General features: G+C 67.2%; 19 protein-coding genes. 16 read left to right on the plus strand and 3 right to left on the minus strand.

Annotation, left to right across the window (positions count from 1 at the left end):
- The first annotated feature begins 6 nt into the window (after nt 1–6).
- Complete coding sequence (mftF, locus tag TL10_RS02990; RefSeq protein ID WP_043401712.1) at nt 7–1,425, plus strand: mycofactocin biosynthesis glycosyltransferase MftF; 1,419 nt, start codon at nt 7–9, stop codon at nt 1,423–1,425.
- Nucleotides 1,422–2,900 carry a mycofactocin dehydrogenase MftG gene (gene mftG, locus TL10_RS02995; RefSeq protein WP_043984445.1) on the plus strand — a complete coding sequence of 493 codons (1,479 nt, stop codon included), beginning with the start codon at nt 1,422–1,424 and terminating at the stop codon, nt 2,898–2,900. The genes mftF and mftG overlap by 4 nt, the downstream gene beginning before the upstream one ends.
- Here the strand turns inward: mftG and TL10_RS03000 are convergent.
- On the minus strand, nt 2,897–4,462 hold the full coding sequence (locus tag TL10_RS03000; protein ID WP_082067819.1) for an MFS transporter: 1,566 nt from the start codon (nt 4,460–4,462) through the stop codon (nt 2,897–2,899). The two genes, mftG and TL10_RS03000, sit on opposite strands and share 4 nt — an antisense overlap.
- A gap of 83 nt (nt 4,463–4,545) precedes the next feature.
- On the opposite strand from TL10_RS03000, the gene TL10_RS03005 reads away from it, so the two are divergent.
- Complete coding sequence (locus TL10_RS03005; RefSeq protein WP_082067820.1) at nt 4,546–5,187, plus strand: TetR/AcrR family transcriptional regulator; 642 nt, start codon at nt 4,546–4,548, stop codon at nt 5,185–5,187.
- Here the strand turns inward: TL10_RS03005 and TL10_RS03010 are convergent.
- On the minus strand, nt 5,153–6,403 hold the full coding sequence (locus tag TL10_RS03010) for a cytochrome P450 (RefSeq protein WP_043984447.1): 1,251 nt from the start codon (nt 6,401–6,403) through the stop codon (nt 5,153–5,155). The two genes, TL10_RS03005 and TL10_RS03010, sit on opposite strands and share 35 nt — an antisense overlap.
- Nucleotides 6,404–6,527: 124 nt before the next feature.
- Here TL10_RS03010 and TL10_RS03015 point away from each other — a divergent pair, with 124 nt between their 5' ends.
- Together TL10_RS03015 and TL10_RS03020 are read left to right on the plus strand one after the other, a co-directional pair.
- Nucleotides 6,528–8,165: a carboxylesterase/lipase family protein gene (locus TL10_RS03015; protein ID WP_043984448.1), complete on the plus strand. Its 1,638-nt coding sequence runs from the start codon at nt 6,528–6,530 to the stop codon at nt 8,163–8,165.
- 59 nt (nt 8,166–8,224) lie between these two features.
- Nucleotides 8,225–8,578 carry a nuclear transport factor 2 family protein gene (locus TL10_RS03020; protein ID WP_043401718.1) on the plus strand — a complete coding sequence of 118 codons (354 nt, stop codon included), beginning with the start codon at nt 8,225–8,227 and terminating at the stop codon, nt 8,576–8,578.
- 59 nt (nt 8,579–8,637) lie between these two features.
- On the opposite strand, the gene TL10_RS03025 is transcribed toward TL10_RS03020, so the two are convergent.
- Nucleotides 8,638–9,111 (minus strand): hotdog fold domain-containing protein, encoded by a 474-nt coding sequence (locus tag TL10_RS03025; protein ID WP_043984449.1) that lies wholly within the window; start codon nt 9,109–9,111, stop codon nt 8,638–8,640.
- A 594-nt stretch (nt 9,112–9,705) separates the two neighbouring features.
- Here TL10_RS03025 and rpsJ point away from each other — a divergent pair.
- From rpsJ to rpsQ, 11 genes are read left to right on the plus strand one after another with little or no spacing between them, the layout of a single operon-like run.
- Nucleotides 9,706–10,011, plus strand: coding sequence for a 30S ribosomal protein S10 (gene rpsJ / locus TL10_RS03030; protein ID WP_003883485.1), 306 nt, complete (start codon nt 9,706–9,708; stop codon nt 10,009–10,011).
- 13 nt (nt 10,012–10,024) lie between these two features.
- Nucleotides 10,025–10,678, plus strand: coding sequence for a 50S ribosomal protein L3 (rplC, locus tag TL10_RS03035; protein ID WP_043401723.1), 654 nt, complete (start codon nt 10,025–10,027; stop codon nt 10,676–10,678).
- Complete coding sequence (gene rplD, locus TL10_RS03040) at nt 10,678–11,325, plus strand: 50S ribosomal protein L4 (RefSeq protein WP_043984450.1); 648 nt, start codon at nt 10,678–10,680, stop codon at nt 11,323–11,325. The genes rplC and rplD overlap by 1 nt, the downstream gene beginning before the upstream one ends.
- Nucleotides 11,325–11,627, plus strand: a complete 303-nt coding sequence (gene rplW / locus TL10_RS03045) for a 50S ribosomal protein L23 (protein ID WP_043401728.1) — start codon at nt 11,325–11,327, stop codon at nt 11,625–11,627. The genes rplD and rplW overlap by 1 nt, the downstream gene beginning before the upstream one ends.
- A gap of 29 nt (nt 11,628–11,656) precedes the next feature.
- A complete protein-coding gene (rplB, locus tag TL10_RS03050; RefSeq protein ID WP_043401731.1) occupies nt 11,657–12,496 on the plus strand; it encodes a 50S ribosomal protein L2 in 840 nt (279 codons plus the stop codon).
- An 18-nt stretch (nt 12,497–12,514) separates the two neighbouring features.
- Entirely contained in the window at nt 12,515–12,796 is a 282-nt protein-coding gene (gene rpsS, locus TL10_RS03055) for a 30S ribosomal protein S19 (RefSeq protein WP_043401734.1), read from the plus strand.
- Nucleotides 12,796–13,260 carry a 50S ribosomal protein L22 gene (gene rplV / locus TL10_RS03060; RefSeq protein WP_043401738.1) on the plus strand — a complete coding sequence of 155 codons (465 nt, stop codon included), beginning with the start codon at nt 12,796–12,798 and terminating at the stop codon, nt 13,258–13,260. Before rpsS ends, rplV begins: the two co-directional genes overlap by 1 nt.
- Nucleotides 13,260–14,075, plus strand: a complete 816-nt coding sequence (rpsC, locus tag TL10_RS03065; RefSeq protein ID WP_043401741.1) for a 30S ribosomal protein S3 — start codon at nt 13,260–13,262, stop codon at nt 14,073–14,075. The genes rplV and rpsC overlap by 1 nt, the downstream gene beginning before the upstream one ends.
- 2 nt (nt 14,076–14,077) lie before the next feature.
- Nucleotides 14,078–14,494, plus strand: a complete 417-nt coding sequence (gene rplP / locus TL10_RS03070; RefSeq protein ID WP_020101406.1) for a 50S ribosomal protein L16 — start codon at nt 14,078–14,080, stop codon at nt 14,492–14,494.
- Nucleotides 14,494–14,724, plus strand: coding sequence for a 50S ribosomal protein L29 (gene rpmC, locus TL10_RS03075; RefSeq protein WP_043401744.1), 231 nt, complete (start codon nt 14,494–14,496; stop codon nt 14,722–14,724). The genes rplP and rpmC overlap by 1 nt, the downstream gene beginning before the upstream one ends.
- Before the next feature lie 2 nt (nt 14,725–14,726).
- Complete coding sequence (rpsQ, locus tag TL10_RS03080) at nt 14,727–15,023, plus strand: 30S ribosomal protein S17 (protein WP_043401747.1); 297 nt, start codon at nt 14,727–14,729, stop codon at nt 15,021–15,023.
- Nucleotides 15,024–15,114: the final 91 nt, after the last annotated feature.

Consider the following 15,114-nt stretch of genomic DNA (forward strand, 5'->3'; position numbering starts at 1 on the left):
GGGACAGTGACGGGGCCGAGGCTGCCCGACGGCTTTGCCGTCCAAGTGGATCGTCGGGTCAAGGTGCTGGGGGAGGGCGCCGCACTGCTCGGTGGATCGCCGACGCGATTGCTGCGCCTGGCTCCGGCGGCGCAGACCATGCTCGACCGCGGCCGCTTGGAGGTCCACGACGCGCAGAGTGCGCAGCTGGCCCGCACCCTGCTCGACGCCACGGTCGCCCACCCGCGGCCGGCGACCGGGCCGTCGCACCTCGACGTCACCGTCGTTGTTCCGGTACGCGACAACGCAGTTGGCGTCGCCCGGTTGGTGCGGTCCCTGCGCGGCATGCGCGTGGTGGTCGTCGACGACGGCTCCGTGGTGCCGCTGCAGGCCGCGGACTTCTGCGACCTGGCCGGCCACTGCGACGTCCGCGTGCTCAGGCATGACGTCAGCCGCGGGCCCGCGGCGGCCCGCAACACCGGACTGGCCGCCTGCGAGACGGATTTCGTGGCGTTCCTGGACTCGGATGTGGTGCCGCGTCGCGGGTGGCTGGAAGCGCTGCTGGGGCACTTTTGCGACCCGGCCGTCGCGTTGGTCGCGCCGCGCATCGTGGGTCTGCACGAGCCCGACAATCTGATCGCTCGCTACGAGGCCGTGCGCTCGTCACTGGACCTCGGCATGCGGGAAGCACCGGTGGTGCCGTACGGCATGGTGGCCTATGTGCCGAGCGCAGCCATCGTCTGCCGGCGCGCGTCGCTCGACCAGGTGGGCGGTTTCGACGAGTCGCTGCAGTCCGGTGAGGACGTGGACCTGTGCTGGCGGTTCATCGAGGCCGGGGCCCGGCTGCGGTACGAACCGATCGCGCTGGTCGGCCACGATCACCGCACCGCGTTGGGAGAGTGGTTCGCCCGCAAGGCCTTTTACGGTTCCTCGGCTGCGCCGCTGTCGGTGCGACACCCGGGCAAGACCGCGCCGTTGGTGATCTCCGGCTGGACCCTGGTGGTCTGGGTGCTGCTGGGCATGGGGTCCGGGGTGGGCTACCTCGCCTCGACCATCGCCGCCGCGATCACCGGCCGGCGCATCGCAAACTCGCTGCGATCGATCGACACCGAACCGCGGGAAGTCGCCGCCGTGGCCGCGCAGGGGCTATGGGCTGCGGCCCTGCAACTCGCTGCGGCGCTGTGCCGGCATTACTGGCCGGTGGCGCTGGTGCTGGCGGTGTGTTTCCGGCGTTGGCGGCAAGTGGTGTTGATCGCCGCGATCGTGGACGGCGTCGTCGACTGGGCCCGCCGCCACCACACGGTGGACGACAACACCCAGCGCGTGGGCCTGCTGGCCTACCTGCTGCTCAAGCGCCTCGATGACATCGCCTACGGTCTCGGACTGTGGGGCGGCGTGGTGCGCGAGCGGCATCTGGGTGCGCTCAAGCCGCAGATCCGGACTTGATCCCGCGCCGCGATGACGTCCTGATCGTCGGGGCCGGTAGCGCCGGCTGTGTTCTGGCCGAGCGTCTTTCGGTCGATCCCGCCTGTCAGGTGACACTGCTCGAGACCGGCGGCACCGTCCGTCCGGAGCCGGGCTGGGTGCTGCCCATCGGCGTCGACAGCACCGTCACGCGACAGCACCGGACGACGCTGACGCAGAATCCGGCGCGGTCTGCGGACATCGTGCGGGGGCGGGTGCTGGGCGGGTCCGGGGCGATCAACGGCGGCTATTTCTGCCGGGCCTGGCCGTCGGACTTCGACGCCTGGGCGGTGCCGGGCTGGGCCTGGTCCGACGTGCTGCCGCACTATCGCGCCATCGAGACGGACCACGACTTCGGCGGTGCCGAACATGGATCGAGCGGCGGTGCCGAACATGGATCGAGCGGCGGTGCCGAACATGGATCGAGCGGCGGTGCCGAACACGGTTCGGCCGGTCCGGTGCCGGTGCGCCGTATCAGCGAATTCGCAGCGTCCTCACAGGCTTTCCGTGACGCGGCCGGGGCTCGGTACCCGTGGGTCGACGATCTCAATGCCGCGGCCGGGATGCGGCCCGGCCTCGGTGCGGTGCCGCTGAACATCGACGACACCGGTCACCGGCACGGTCCGGGTGAGGTCTATCTGGCGGCCGCGCGCGGCCGGGACAACCTGACGGTGCTCACCGGGACGCGCGTGCTGCGGCTGTTGTTCGACGGGGCCCGCGCGGTGGGGGTGCGCTGCCTGGGCCCCGATGGTCCGGTCGACCGGTATGCCGATCGGATTGTGTTGTGCGCCGGGGCAATTGAATCCGCACATCTGTTGATGCTGTCCGGGATCGGCCCGGCCGCGCAGCTGCGGGGCGTCGGCGTACCGGTGGTGGCCGACCTGCCGGTGGGCGTCGCGTGCGCCGATCATCCGGAATGGGTCGTGCCGACCACCTGGCCCGCGGATCCCGGCCGTCCGCCGCTCGAATTGCTGCTCACCACCGAGCAGCTGGAAATCCGGCCGTACACCTGGGGATTCGCGGCCATGACCGGTGGTGCCGCCGGTGGTTCGGATCCGGTGCACCTCGGGATCTCGCTGATGCGGCCGCGCGCGCAGGGCAGGGTTCTGCTGGTATCGGACGACCCCGACGTGCGGCCCACCATCGAGCACCGCTACGACTCCGACCCGGCTGATGCCGCCGCGCTACAAGTCGGTTACGAATTGTGTCGGGACCTGTTCGGCGATGCCGTCATCGACGGCGAACCCGCCTGGTCCACCGCGCAGCATCTGTCGGCCACGGCGCCGATCGGAGCGGACGGCGACGAGCGCGCCGTCCTCGATCCCCGCTGCCGGGTACGCGGCATCGACGGGCTGTGGGTGGCCGACGGTGCCGCGCTGCCCGGCATCACGGGACGGGGCCCGCATGCGACGGTCGTCATGCTGGCGCATCGCGCGGCCCGATTCATCGTGTCCTAGCGGCTATTCGGTGGTGTGTGCTCGCGACCGGGCGCCCACAACGCGATCAGCACGCCGGCGACCGCGGTGATCGATGCCAGCACCACCAGTGACGTCTGCATGGCATGCAGGAACGCCACCCGGGCCACGGCCACGAGCTGACCACCGACCGGTCCCAGATGCGGCGCGGCGGCTACGGCGCCGGCCAGCGAGCCGCGCGCGGCGTCGCCGACCGGGGCGGGGAAGCCGGCTACCGCGGGCCCGATGTGCTTGGTGTAGCCGGCGGCCAGGAGTGAGCCGGTCAACGCAATGCCGAGGGCCGCTCCTACCTCTCGGGTGGTGTCGTTGACCGCTGACGCCACGCCTTGCTTGTCGTCGGGCGCTGACGTCATGATCGCTGAAGTCGTTGGGGCGGTGAATATTCCGACTCCGGTGCTGACCACCAGCAGCGGCCATGCCAATTCCCAGTACGACGAATCCACTCGCACCAGGCACAAGCACAGCAGGCCCGCGGACAGCAGCCACAGGCCGGCGAATACCACGAGGCGCAGCCCCAGCTTGGGCAGATACCAGGACGACAGCGGAGAGAGGATGAGCATCGGGACGGCGAGGGGAGACAGCGCGAGTGCGGTCCCGATCGGGCTGTAACCCATGACCAGTTGCATGAATTGCATCGACAGATAGAAGAAGCCGAACATCACCAGGAACAGCACCGTGATGGCAGCGGCCCCGGTGCCGAACTGGCGATCGAGGAAGAGCCGGACGTCCAACAGCGGATACCGGGTACGTAACTCGACGACGGCGAATGCCACCGCCAGGAGCACCCCGCCGGCGATGCCGCCAAGGACCACCGGATGCGTCCAGCCCCGGTCGGGGGCCGACAGGATGCCGTACACCAGCAAGGCCACGGCCGCTGCGATGACCAGCGCGCCGGGCACATCCAGCGGCCGGGCCTCCGGATCGCGCGAACTTGCGATGGTCGCGGTCAACGCCATGAGAGCGAGGCTGGCTCCGGTGAATGCCCAGAAGATGGACTGCCATGGCCAGAAGTGCAGCAGCACACCGGAACCCAGCATGCCGAACACCCCGCCGCAGCCCGCGATGCCGGCCCAGACGCCGACTGCTTTGGTGCGCTCCGCAGCCGGGTACGAGGCGGTGATCAGGGACAGCGTCGCGGGCATCACGAACGCGGCACCCACGCCGGCCACCGCCCGGGCGGCGATGATGTGCACGGGTTGAGTGCTCAGCGCCGGAACGATCGAGGCCAGCGCGAAGACAGCCAGCCCGAACAGTAGGGCGCCGCGGCGGCCGTAGCGGTCGCCGATGGCTCCGGCCGGCAACAGCAGGCAGGCCAGGACCAGGGTGTAGCTGTCGATGATCCAGGTGAGCTGGGTCTGGTTCGCTGACGTGGCCATCGCGATGTCGCCGAGCGCGGTATTGAGCGCCACCATCGACGAAATCACGAGCAGCACACCGCAACACGCCACATATAGGGTCCAGGCTCGGCGACGGGAGGTCGGTGGTGTGGCCGTCGCGGGGAGGATTTCCACGTCGGGGCTCACCGTTCGCGCCTTGTCGACCATTCGCAGACCTTCCGGTAGCTTCAAGACCGATGGTCTTGAAGCGAGACTAACAGTCTCGTTTGTTATCCGGAGGTGATTCGGCGGTGTCCAGCGAACACGGTGATCCCCGGCCGGCGCGCTCCCGGGCGCGCTTGCTGGAGGCGGCTACTGCCTTGCTGCGTTCCGGTGGCCCCAGCGCCGTGACTGTCGATGCGGTGATTCGTGCGTCCAACGTGGCCCGGGCCACCCTCTATCGGCACTATCCCAGTGGAAATGACTTGCTGGCAGCGGCATTTCACGCACTCATTCCCCCGGCCCCAGTGCCGCCCGCGGAGGGGGAGTTACGCGAGCGGTTGATCGCGCTGGTGTACGCGCAGGCGAAACTGATCGCCGAGGCGCCGGTGAGTCTGACGGCCATGTCCTGGCTGGCGCTCGGCAGCAACCTCGAACACGTGCCCTGGGTGGCGACGGGTACCGAGAGCGCCGAGATCCGGAACCTGCGAGAGCGGGTGGCTGAGCAATACGCGGCGCCGTTCGAGGCGGTGCTGTCCAGTCCCGCGGCCATCGCCGAACTCGGTGACGTCGACCGGCTGCGGGCCACGGCCCTACTACTCGGGCCGATCGTGCTGGGCAAGCTCAGCACGCTGCCCGATTTCGACTACCGGCAGATCGCCGTTGCTGCCGTCGACGGATTCCTGGCGACCCACCGGATCAGCGGAGTGAATACCGAATCGGCAGGTGCTTGAAGCCGCCGACGAACGTCGTCGCGGAAAGCGTTGGCGAACCGGCCAATTCGATCGAATCCAGCCGGGGCAGCAGCTCGGTGAACAGGCTGTTCATCTCCATGCGGGCCAGCGCCGCACCCAGACAGAAATGCACGCCGTAGCCGAATGCCAGGTGCTTGTTCGGCTCGCGCCCGACGTCGAAGCGGAACGGGTCGGTGAACACCTCTTCGTCGCGGTTGCCGGAAACGTAAGCGAGATAGACGGATTCGCCTTCGGCGATCGGCACACCGCGCACGACGGTGTCGGCGGTCGCGGTGCGCATGAATTCCTTCACCGGCGTGCTCCACCGGATCATTTCCTCGACGGCGGTGGGCATCAGGTCTGGATTCGCCTTCAGCCGGGCCAGCTCGCCGGGATTCTCGATCAGCGCATGCAACCCGCCGGAGATGGCGTCCTTGGTGGTGTCGTGTCCGGCGGTGGCGACGATTACGTAGTAGGACGCGGTGTCCATGTCGCTGAGCGGTTCGCCGTCGATGCGGCCGTTGGCGATCGCCGACGCCAGGTCCTCGGTGGGGTTGGCCCGCCGCGACGCGGTCAGCGTGGCGAAGTACCCGAAGAAGTCGAGCAGCACGCTGAACAGTTCTTCGGGGGACTGGCCGCGGCTGTACTCGTCGTCGTCGCCGCCGAACAGCTGCTGCGTCAGGGTGTGCATGCGGTCGTAGTCCTCCTCGGGCAGGCCGAGTAGCGACATGATCACGTAGAGCGGGAACTGGATCGCGATCTCTTCGACGAAGTCGCATTCCGGTCCGGCGTCGCGCATCCGGTCGACGTGCCGCTTGGCCAGTTCGTCGACGCGGACCTTGAGGTCGCGCATCGCCTTCGGCCGGAACCAGTCGGCGCCGATCGCCCGGATCTTGCGATGGTGCGGATCGTCCATGTGGATGAGTGTGCGCAACCCCATGCCGGCGTCGGCCTGTGCCTTCAGCAGGTCTTCGTCGTCGGCCTTCATGAGCAGTGGGCGCGGCTCGCTGATGAACAGGTTGTTGTCGCGCTCGATGGCCATGATGTCGGCGTGCTTGGTGACCGCCCAGAACGGCCGATACGGTGGATTGTCCACCCAGGCAACGGGATTGGTAGCTCGCAGCCGAGTGAGTGCCGTGTGTAGCCGGTTGTCGTCGGCGTAGGCGGTTGGGTCGGCGAGAACCTTGGCGGCCTCGTCGGTGATGGGTGCACTCATTGAACTCCTCACACAGGCGCGTACTTGACAGCTGTCAAGCGGAGTCTAGGTCGTTCGATGCGCTGTGGGGAGGGGGTCGCCGCAAATATTTATCGGCCGCGTTCGGCCGAGTTCAGTACGCTGGGTGCTCGTGTCGTCCGCCCACCTACGCAGACTGCTGCAGCGCGCTGCAGCAGTGGCTGGGGCAGTGCTGCTGGTGGCCGGCTGCGGCCTGGACTCGCACAGTGACGGTGCCACCGCCGTGGCGCCCGATGCGGTGACAGCTGATCCGGCGCTGGTGCACACCGCGACGGGGACCGTCCGCGGGACGGTCAATCCAGATCTGCGCTTCTTCGGTGGAATCCCTTATGCGGCACCGCCGTTGGGTCCGCTTCGCTTCCGTCCGCCGGCTCCCGCGCCGACGTGGGACGGGGCGCGCGATGGTGCGAAGCCGGGCGCGCGCTGCATCCAGGACCCCAAGGGGGATCTGGAGATGGGGCGCAACAGTAGCGAGGATTGCCTGACCCTCAACGTCTGGACGCCACCGGTGCAGGCTTCTGGCGAGCGTCGACCAGTGCTGGTGTGGCTGCACGGCGGTGGGTTCATCAATGGCTCCAGCAGTATCTACAACTCGACGCGGCTGACCACCCGCGGCGACATCGTGGTGGTGACGGTCAATTACCGGCTGGGCGCTCTGGGATTCCTGGCTCACCCCGCTTTGGGCACCGGCCCCGACGTCGGCAACTACGGCCTGGCCGACCAGCAGGCGGCGCTGCGCTGGGTGCGCGACAACATTGCCGCGTTCGGCGGCGATCCCGGCAAGGTGACCATCGCCGGTGAGTCGGCCGGCGGGATGTCGGTGTGCGACCACCTCGTCGCGCCAGAGTCGGCCGGCCTGTTCCGGGGTGCCATCATCGCCAGTGGGCCGTGCCAGGCCCAGGGTGCGCTAGCCGAGGCCACGCGGTCCAGCCTCGCCTACGCCAGTGCCGCGGGATGTGGCGATCCGGCGGTCGCTGCTGACTGTCTGCGCGGTCTGCCGGTGGACAAATTGCGAAAGCCGGTGTGGTACTACGGAATCGGCGAGAACATGCTCAGTGGGCCGGTCTCGGGGACGACGTTGCTGCCGGTCGATCCGATGCGGGCCATCAGCACCGGCGGTGCCGCTCGGGTCCCGGTGATGATCGGCACCACCCGCGATGAGTTCACCCTGTTCGTTGCCCTGCAGTATCTGCGTGCGGGCAAGCGCTTCCATGCCGACGGCTACCCGCACCTGCTGCAGTCCACGTTCGGCGCCGACGCCGCCGCGGTGGCAGAGCGCTACCCGCTGAACCGCTACGGCGGCAGCGCGGCGGTCGCCTATTCGACCGCGGTCACCGACGGTGCATTCGCGTGTGTGGCCGACCGCATCGGCGACGCGTTGGTCGCGGACGCCCCGGTATATGGGTACGAGTTCGCCGATCCGGCGCCGCCGACGCCGGACCCGCTGCGCCACTTGCCTTTCCCCGTCGGTGCGAGCCATTCGCTGGATCTGCGCTACATCTTCAACATGGGCGGAGCGCCGCCGCCCGCGCCGGAGCAGGTCGCCCTGTCGGATCAGATGATCGACTACTGGAGTTCGTTCGTCCGCGACGGCCGGCCCAGTGCTGACGGGGCACCGGAATGGCCGCAGCTGACCGGCGGTGACCACGACAGCCGGATGTCGCTGCGCCCCGACGGCAGCCGTTTGGTCACTGACTACGACCAGGTGCATCAGTGCGCGTTCTGGGCGAGTCTGCAGCATTGACGTCTCGCGCCCGAAAATGGCTTGCCTGCCCAGGCGCGCGTCGACTTCGATAGGGCGGCATGACGATTCCCGATGCCGAGGCCTTCGCCCGCGACTGGTGCCAGGCGTGGAACGCCCACGACGTCGAGGCGGTGCTCGCCCATTTCCACGACGACGTCGTCTTCACCTCACCCGTCGCGGCGCGCGTCGTGCCGGAGTCCGGGGGAGTGGTGCGGGGTAAGGACGCGCTCCGGCGGTATTGGACCACTGCGCTGGCGGCGCTGCCCGAACTGCACTTCGAGATCGTGGCCACCTATGTAGGGACGCAGGCTCTCGTCATCAACTACCGGAATCACCGCGGCCAGTTGGTCAACGAGGTGCTGATCTTCGACGGCGATCTGGTGCGCGAAGGTCACGGCACCTATCTCGACTGAGGTCCGATTTACCCGACTCCTCATCGCGGCTCGTGCCTCGCCGCTTGATCGTCGTCAGGCTATGCGGGCGTCACCCACGTCGTGATGTCGGCGTGCACGACTTCCTCGCCGGCGGCGTCGACCACGGAGACGGATACGACGACGTCGGTGCCCTTGGTCAGGGTCTCGAAGTCGGGGATGTCGACGCGGGCGTGCGCCCGCAGCGAGGTGGTGGCCTTGGCGAGGTACTGGACGTTCATGGCCTTGGGTATCCAGCGGTGGGTCGTCGGCACGGTCGCTTCCATCGCCATGCCCATCGCGGCCTCCGCCGCGTTGCACGACGCGATCGCGTGCACGGTGTGCAGATGGTTGTAGACGAAGAACCACTTCGGCACCGCCACCTCGGCGTAGCCCGGCTCCATCGTCACCACTCGGGGGAGGACCGACGCGAAGTACGGCACTCGCACCATCGCGGCGGCGGAGAACATCAGGCCGCCGCCGGGCCGTCCGGAGAGTTGCTTCCAGGCGCGGTAGGTGGGGCTGAGTGTCGACATGTCGCTATCTTACTCAAAAGTAAGTTCGGTGCGTCCGCCGATTCGGGAACCATGGCGCTCACCAAACGCAATTTTCAGCCATGGATACCGGGTCAACACGAAAGCCGGCCGGGCAGGCGTTGACCCTGAACTCAGGGTCCCCGCCACTCGCAGTTTTGCGCCGCCAGTGCGGGATCAACGAGACCCCGCTATTGACTCTGTAACCAGGGCGGCAGCCACTCGAACACCCTCGCCGTCGCCGCGGAATCAGTGCAGGACCGGCGGTGAAACCCGGGCGCGGCGGACGGCTCCGCAGCGGATTTGGAGCAAGCCCGGATCTGGGGCATACTGTTCGGGTTGCCTTGCGCCGGGTTCGCCCGCCGCGGGCAGACGACCGGCGCCCATCTCGGGCGCATCCGGTCCCAGCATCGCCCGAGATGGAATTTCCAGCGCGGACGACTGTGCGCAAAGGCGACACGCCCGAGCGCGGGGGTCGGTGAACCACAGAAACGTAAAGAGCGGCGGCATAGCCAGCGCGCGTCATCGGGTGTCCCGGGACGTGCGTATTGAAGACCAGGCCCGAGCACGGGCCCGTGACAGTTAGGTAGGAGAAGCGTGGCGGGACAGAAGATCCGCATCAGGCTCAAGGCCTACGACCACGAGGCGATTGACGCCTCGGCGCGCAAGATCGTTGAGACGGTCACCCGTACGGGAGCAAGCGTGGTCGGCCCGGTGCCGCTGCCGACCGAGAAGAACGTGTACTGCGTTATCCGGTCTCCCCATAAGTACAAGGACTCGCGGGAGCATTTCGAAATGCGTACCCACAAGCGCCTTATCGACATCCTCGACCCCACGCCGAAGACCGTTGACGCCTTGATGCGCATCGATCTGCCGGCGAGCGTCGACGTCAACATCCAGTAGGAGACCCAGAAAAATGGCACGCAAAGGCATTTTGGGCACCAAGCTGGGCATGACGCAGGTGTTCGACGAGAACAACAAAGTCGTCCCGGTCACGGTCGTGAAGGCCGGCCCCAACGTGGTGACCCGCATCCGCACCCCCGAGCGGGACGGCTACAGCGCCGTGCAGCTCGCCTACGGTGAGATCAGCCCGCGCAAGGTGAACAAGCCGGTTACCGGTCAGTTCGCCGCTGCAGGCGTCAACCCGCGTCGGCACCTGGCCGAGCTTCGTCTCGAAGACGAGGCCGCGGTCGCCGAGTACGAGGTCGGTCAGGAACTGACCGCCGAGATCTTCGCCGACGGCGCGTACGTCGACGTGACCGGCACCAGCAAGGGCAAGGGCTTCGCCGGCACCATGAAGCGCCACGGCTTCAAGGGCCAGGGCGCCTCGCACGGTGCCCAGGCTGTGCACCGTCGTCCCGGTTCGATCGGTGGCTGCGCCACCCCGGGCCGTGTCTTCAAGGGCACCCGCATGTCCGGCCGGATGGGTAGCGACCGCGTCACCACCCAGAACCTGAAGGTTCACAAGGTCGACGCCGAGAACGGTGTGCTGCTCATCAAGGGCGCCATCCCGGGCCGCAATGGTGGACTGGTGGTTGTCCGCACCGCAGTTAAGCGAGGCGAGAAGTAATGACTCTCAAGATTGACGTCAAGACCCCCGAGGGCAAGAAGGACGGCTCTGTCGAGCTGCCCGCCGAGCTGTTCGACGTCGAGCCCAACATCGCGCTGATGCACCAGGTGGTGACGGCCCAGCTGGCCGCCGCTCGCCAGGGCACCCACGCCACCAAGACCCGGGCCATGGTGTCCGGTGGTGGCAAGAAGCCGTACCGCCAGAAGGGAACCGGCCGCGCCCGTCAGGGTTCGACCCGCGCCCCGCAGTTCACCGGTGGTGGTGTCGTCCACGGCCCGCAGCCGCGTGACTACAGCCAGCGGACCCCGAAGAAGATGATCGCTGCTGCCCTGCGCAGCGCGCTGTCGGACCGGGCCCGCAACGAGCGCATCCACGCGATCACCGAGCTGGTGGCCGGTCAGAGCCCGTCGACCAAGAGCGCCAAGTCGTTCCTGGCGTCGCTGACCGACAACAAGAAGGTGCTCGTCGTGATCGGCCGCAGCGATGTGGTCAGCGCCAAGAGCGTCCGCAACCTGCCTGGCGTGCATGTGATCTCGCCGGATCAGCTGAACACCTACGACGTGCTGAACGCCGACGATCTGGTGTTCTCGGTGGAGGCGCTCAACGCCTACATCACCGCCAACACGAAAGAGGAGGTGTCGGCCTGATGGCTACCGTGACTGATCCTCGCGACATCATCCTGGCCCCGGTCATCTCGGAGAAGTCCTACGGACTCATCGAGGACAACACGTACACGTTCATCGTGGCACCGGAGTCCAACAAGACGCAGATCAAGATCGCGATCGAGAAGATCTTCGACGTGAAGGTCGACTCGGTGAACACCGCGAACCGGAAGGGCAAGCGCAAGCGCACCCGCACCGGTTTCGGCCAGCGCAAGAGCACCAAGCGCGCGATCGTGACCCTGTCCGCCGGCAGCAAGCCGATCGAACTGTTCGGAGCTCCGGCCTGATCGGCCGGGAGTTAAGGGATTAACTGATAATGGGAATTCGCAAGTACAAGCCGACGACCCCGGGTCGTCGCGGTTCGAGCGTCTCCGACTTCGCCGAGATCACTCGTTCGACTCCGGAGAAGTCGCTGATCCGTCCGCTGCACGGCACTGGTGGTCGTAACGCGCATGGCCGCATCACGACTCGTCACAAGGGTGGCGGTCACAAGCGTGCCTACCGCGTCATCGACTTCCGTCGCCATGACAAGGACGGCGTCAACGCCAAGGTCGCGCACATCGAGTACGACCCCAACCGCACCGCGAACATCGCGCTGCTGCATTTCGTGGACGGCGAGAAGCGCTACATCCTCGCCCCCAAGGATCTGAAGCAGGGCGACGTCATCGAGCAGGGGCCGAACGCCGACATCAAGCCGGGTAACAACCTGCCGATGCGCAACATCCCGGCCGGTACCGTCATCCACGCCGTGGAGCTGCGTCCGGGCGGCGGTGCCAAGCTGGCCCGCTCGGCCGGTGTCAGCATCCAGCTGCTCGGTAAGGAAGGCGCCTACGCCACGCTGCGTATGCCGTCCGGTGAAATCCGTCGCGTCGACGTGCGCTGCCGCGCCACCGTCGGCGAGGTCGGCAACGCCGAGCAGGCGAACATCAACTGGGGTAAGGCCGGCCGTATGCGGTGGAAGGGCAAGCGCCCGACCGTCCGTGGTGTCGTGATGAACCCGGTCGACCACCCGCACGGTGGTGGTGAGGGTAAGACCTCCGGTGGTCGCCACCCGGTCAGCCCGTGGGGCAAGCCTGAGGGCCGTACCCGCAAGCCGAACAAGCCGAGCGACAAGCTCATCGTCCGCCGCCGGCGCACCGGCAAGAACAAGCGCTAGGCCGGAAAGGAATAGACGATGCCTCGTAGCCTCAAAAAGGGTCCGTTCGTCGACGACCATCTGCTCAAGAAGGTCGACGTTCAGAACGAGAAGAACACCAAACAGGTCATCAAGACCTGGTCCCGTCGGTCGACCATCATCCCCGACTTCATCGGTCACACCTTCGCCGTCCACGACGGTCGCAAGCACGTGCCGGTGTTCGTCAGTGAGGCGATGGTCGGGCACAAGCTCGGCGAGTTCGCCCCGACGCGGACCTTCAAGGGTCACATCAAGGACGACCGGAAGAGCAAGCGCCGCTAATGACTACCGTTACTGAATACCCGTCCGCGAGCGCCACGGCGCGCTTCGTGCGTGTGTCGGCGAGCAAGGCCCGCCGGGTCATCGACCTGGTCCGTGGCAAGAGCGTCGAAGAGGCGCTCGACATCCTGCGGTGGGCGCCGCAGGGTGCCAGCGAGCCGGTCGCCAAGGTGATCGCGAGCGCTGCCGCCAACGCGCAGAACAACGAGGGCCTGGACCCGACGACGCTGGTGGTTGCGACCATCCACGCCGATGAGGGTCCGACCGCCAAGCGCATCCGGCCGCGCGCCCAGGGGCGTGCGTACCGAATCCGCAAGCGCACCAGCCACATCACCGTGGTCGTCGAGAGCCGTCCCGCCAAGGACAAGGGCTCGAAGGGCGCTACGGCCGGTGCCGCTCGCGCTCGTCGTGCGCAGGGCAGCAAGGCCGCCGCGGCCAAGACCGAGACGAAGGGAGGCTCGGAGTAGTGGGCCAGAAAATCAACCCCCACGGCTTCCGCCTCGGTATCACCACCGAATGGAAGTCCCGTTGGTACGCCGACAAGCAGTACGCGGACTACGTCAAGGAAGACGTCGCGATCCGCAAGCTGCTGGCCACCGGCCTGGAGCGCGCCGGCATCGCCGACGTGCAGATCGAGCGCACGCGTGACCGCGTCCGGGTGGACATCCACACCGCACGTCCGGGCATCGTCATCGGTCGCCGTGGCACCGAGGCCGACCGCATCCGCACCGACCTGGAGAAGCTGACCGGCAAGCAGGTTCAGCTGAACATCCTCGAGGTCAAGAGCCCCGAGGGCGTCGCACAGCTGGTGGCGCAGGGCGTTGCCGAGCAGCTGAGCAACCGTGTCGCGTTCCGTCGTGCCATGCGCAAGGCCATCCAGTCGGCCATGCGCCAGCCCAACGTCAAGGGCATCCGGGTGCAGTGCTCGGGCCGCCTCGGCGGTGCTGAGATGAGCCGTTCGGAGTTCTACCGCGAAGGTCGCGTGCCGCTTCACACGCTGCGCGCCGACATCGATTACGGCCTGTACGAGGCCAAGACCACATTCGGCCGTATCGGCGTGAAGGTGTGGATCTACAAGGGCGACATCGTCGGTGGCAAGCGTGAGCTGTCCGCCGCCGCTCCCGCCGCCGACCGTCCCCGTCGGGATCGTCCGTCCGGTACCCGTCCGCGTCGCAGCGGTTCGTCGGGTACCACCGCGACGAGCACCGAGGCCGGCCGCGCCGTGGATGTTGCTGTTGAGACCCCCGCCGGCGATGCGCCGACGGAAGCAACGGAGAGCTAGTCATGCTGATTCCCCGCAAGGTCAAGCACCGCAAGCAGCACCACCCCGAGCAGCGCGGTATCGCCAGCGGCGGCACCTCGGTCAGCTTCGGTGACTACGGCATCCAGGCCCTGGGCCACGCCTACATCACCAACCGGCAGATCGAGTCCGCTCGTATCGCCATCAACCGGCACATCAAGCGTGGCGGCAAGGTCTGGATCAACATCTTCCCGGACCGCCCGCTGACCAAGAAGCCTGCCGAAACCCGCATGGGTTCCGGTAAGGGTTCGCCGGAGTGGTGGGTCGCCAACGTCAAGCCGGGTCGCGTGCTCTTCGAGCTCAGCTACCCCGACGAGAAGATCGCCCGGGAGGCGCTCACCCGCGCCATCCACAAGCTGCCGATCAAGGCACGCATCGTGACTCGAGAGGAGCAGTTCTGATGGCAGTTGGAGTTTCGCCTGGTGAACTGCGTGAGCTCACCGAGGAAGAGCTGACCACGCGTCTGCGCGAGTCGAAGGAAGAGCTGTTCAACCTTCGCTTCCAGATGGCGACCGGTCAGCTGTCGAACAACCGCCGGCTGCGTACCGTGCGGCAGGAGATCGCGCGGGTCTACACCGTCCTGCGTGAACGCGAGTTGGGCCTGGCATCCGGGCCGGTTGGTAAGGATTAGTCATGGCAGAAACCAAGGGCCCCAAGCACACGCCGGCCACTGAGACCGAGCGCGGCCGTCGCAAGACCGCCATCGGTTACGTGGTGTCGGACAAGATGGAAAAGACCATCGTGGTCGAGCTGGAGTCCCGCAAGAGCCACCCGCTCTACGGGAAGATCATCCGGACCACCACCAAGGTCAAGGCGCACGACGAGAACGGCGATGCCGGTATCGGCGACCGCGTCTCGCTGATGGAGACCCGTCCGCTGTCGGCGACCAAGCGCTGGCGTCTGGTCGAGGTGCTCGAGAAGGCCAAGTAGCCTTCGCACTTCCACTGCGCGAGCAGACATAGAACTGCCCCTCTTCTTCGGAAGAGGGGCAGTTTTGTGTTCGGCGGAATCGGACCAATCC

The sequence above is a fragment of the Mycolicibacterium llatzerense genome, from assembly GCF_000878195.1.
GTDB lineage: Bacteria > Actinomycetota > Actinomycetes > Mycobacteriales > Mycobacteriaceae > Mycobacterium > Mycobacterium llatzerense.

What these genes read in the sequence shown, in the direction of transcription:
- rpsQ (WP_043401747.1), top strand. Translation starts at nt 14,727, where the DNA reads ATGGCAGAAACCAAGGGCCCCAAGCACACGCCGGCCACTGAGACCGAG.
- rplC (WP_043401723.1), top strand. Translation starts at nt 10,025, where the DNA reads ATGGCACGCAAAGGCATTTTGGGCACCAAGCTGGGCATGACGCAGGTG.
- rplV (WP_043401738.1), top strand. Translation starts at nt 12,796, where the DNA reads ATGACTACCGTTACTGAATACCCGTCCGCGAGCGCCACGGCGCGCTTC.
- rpmC (WP_043401744.1), top strand. Translation starts at nt 14,494, where the DNA reads ATGGCAGTTGGAGTTTCGCCTGGTGAACTGCGTGAGCTCACCGAGGAA.
- rplB (WP_043401731.1), top strand. Translation starts at nt 11,657, where the DNA reads ATGGGAATTCGCAAGTACAAGCCGACGACCCCGGGTCGTCGCGGTTCG.
- TL10_RS03020 (WP_043401718.1), top strand. Translation starts at nt 8,225, where the DNA reads ATGACGATTCCCGATGCCGAGGCCTTCGCCCGCGACTGGTGCCAGGCG.
- TL10_RS03025 (WP_043984449.1), bottom strand. Translation starts at nt 9,111, where the DNA reads ATGTCGACACTCAGCCCCACCTACCGCGCCTGGAAGCAACTCTCCGGA.
- TL10_RS03000 (WP_082067819.1), bottom strand. Translation starts at nt 4,462, where the DNA reads ATGGTCGACAAGGCGCGAACGGTGAGCCCCGACGTGGAAATCCTCCCC.
- rplD (WP_043984450.1), top strand. Translation starts at nt 10,678, where the DNA reads ATGACTCTCAAGATTGACGTCAAGACCCCCGAGGGCAAGAAGGACGGC.
- rplP (WP_020101406.1), top strand. Translation starts at nt 14,078, where the DNA reads ATGCTGATTCCCCGCAAGGTCAAGCACCGCAAGCAGCACCACCCCGAG.
- rplW (WP_043401728.1), top strand. Translation starts at nt 11,325, where the DNA reads ATGGCTACCGTGACTGATCCTCGCGACATCATCCTGGCCCCGGTCATC.
- rpsS (WP_043401734.1), top strand. Translation starts at nt 12,515, where the DNA reads ATGCCTCGTAGCCTCAAAAAGGGTCCGTTCGTCGACGACCATCTGCTC.
- TL10_RS03010 (WP_043984447.1), bottom strand. Translation starts at nt 6,403, where the DNA reads ATGAGTGCACCCATCACCGACGAGGCCGCCAAGGTTCTCGCCGACCCA.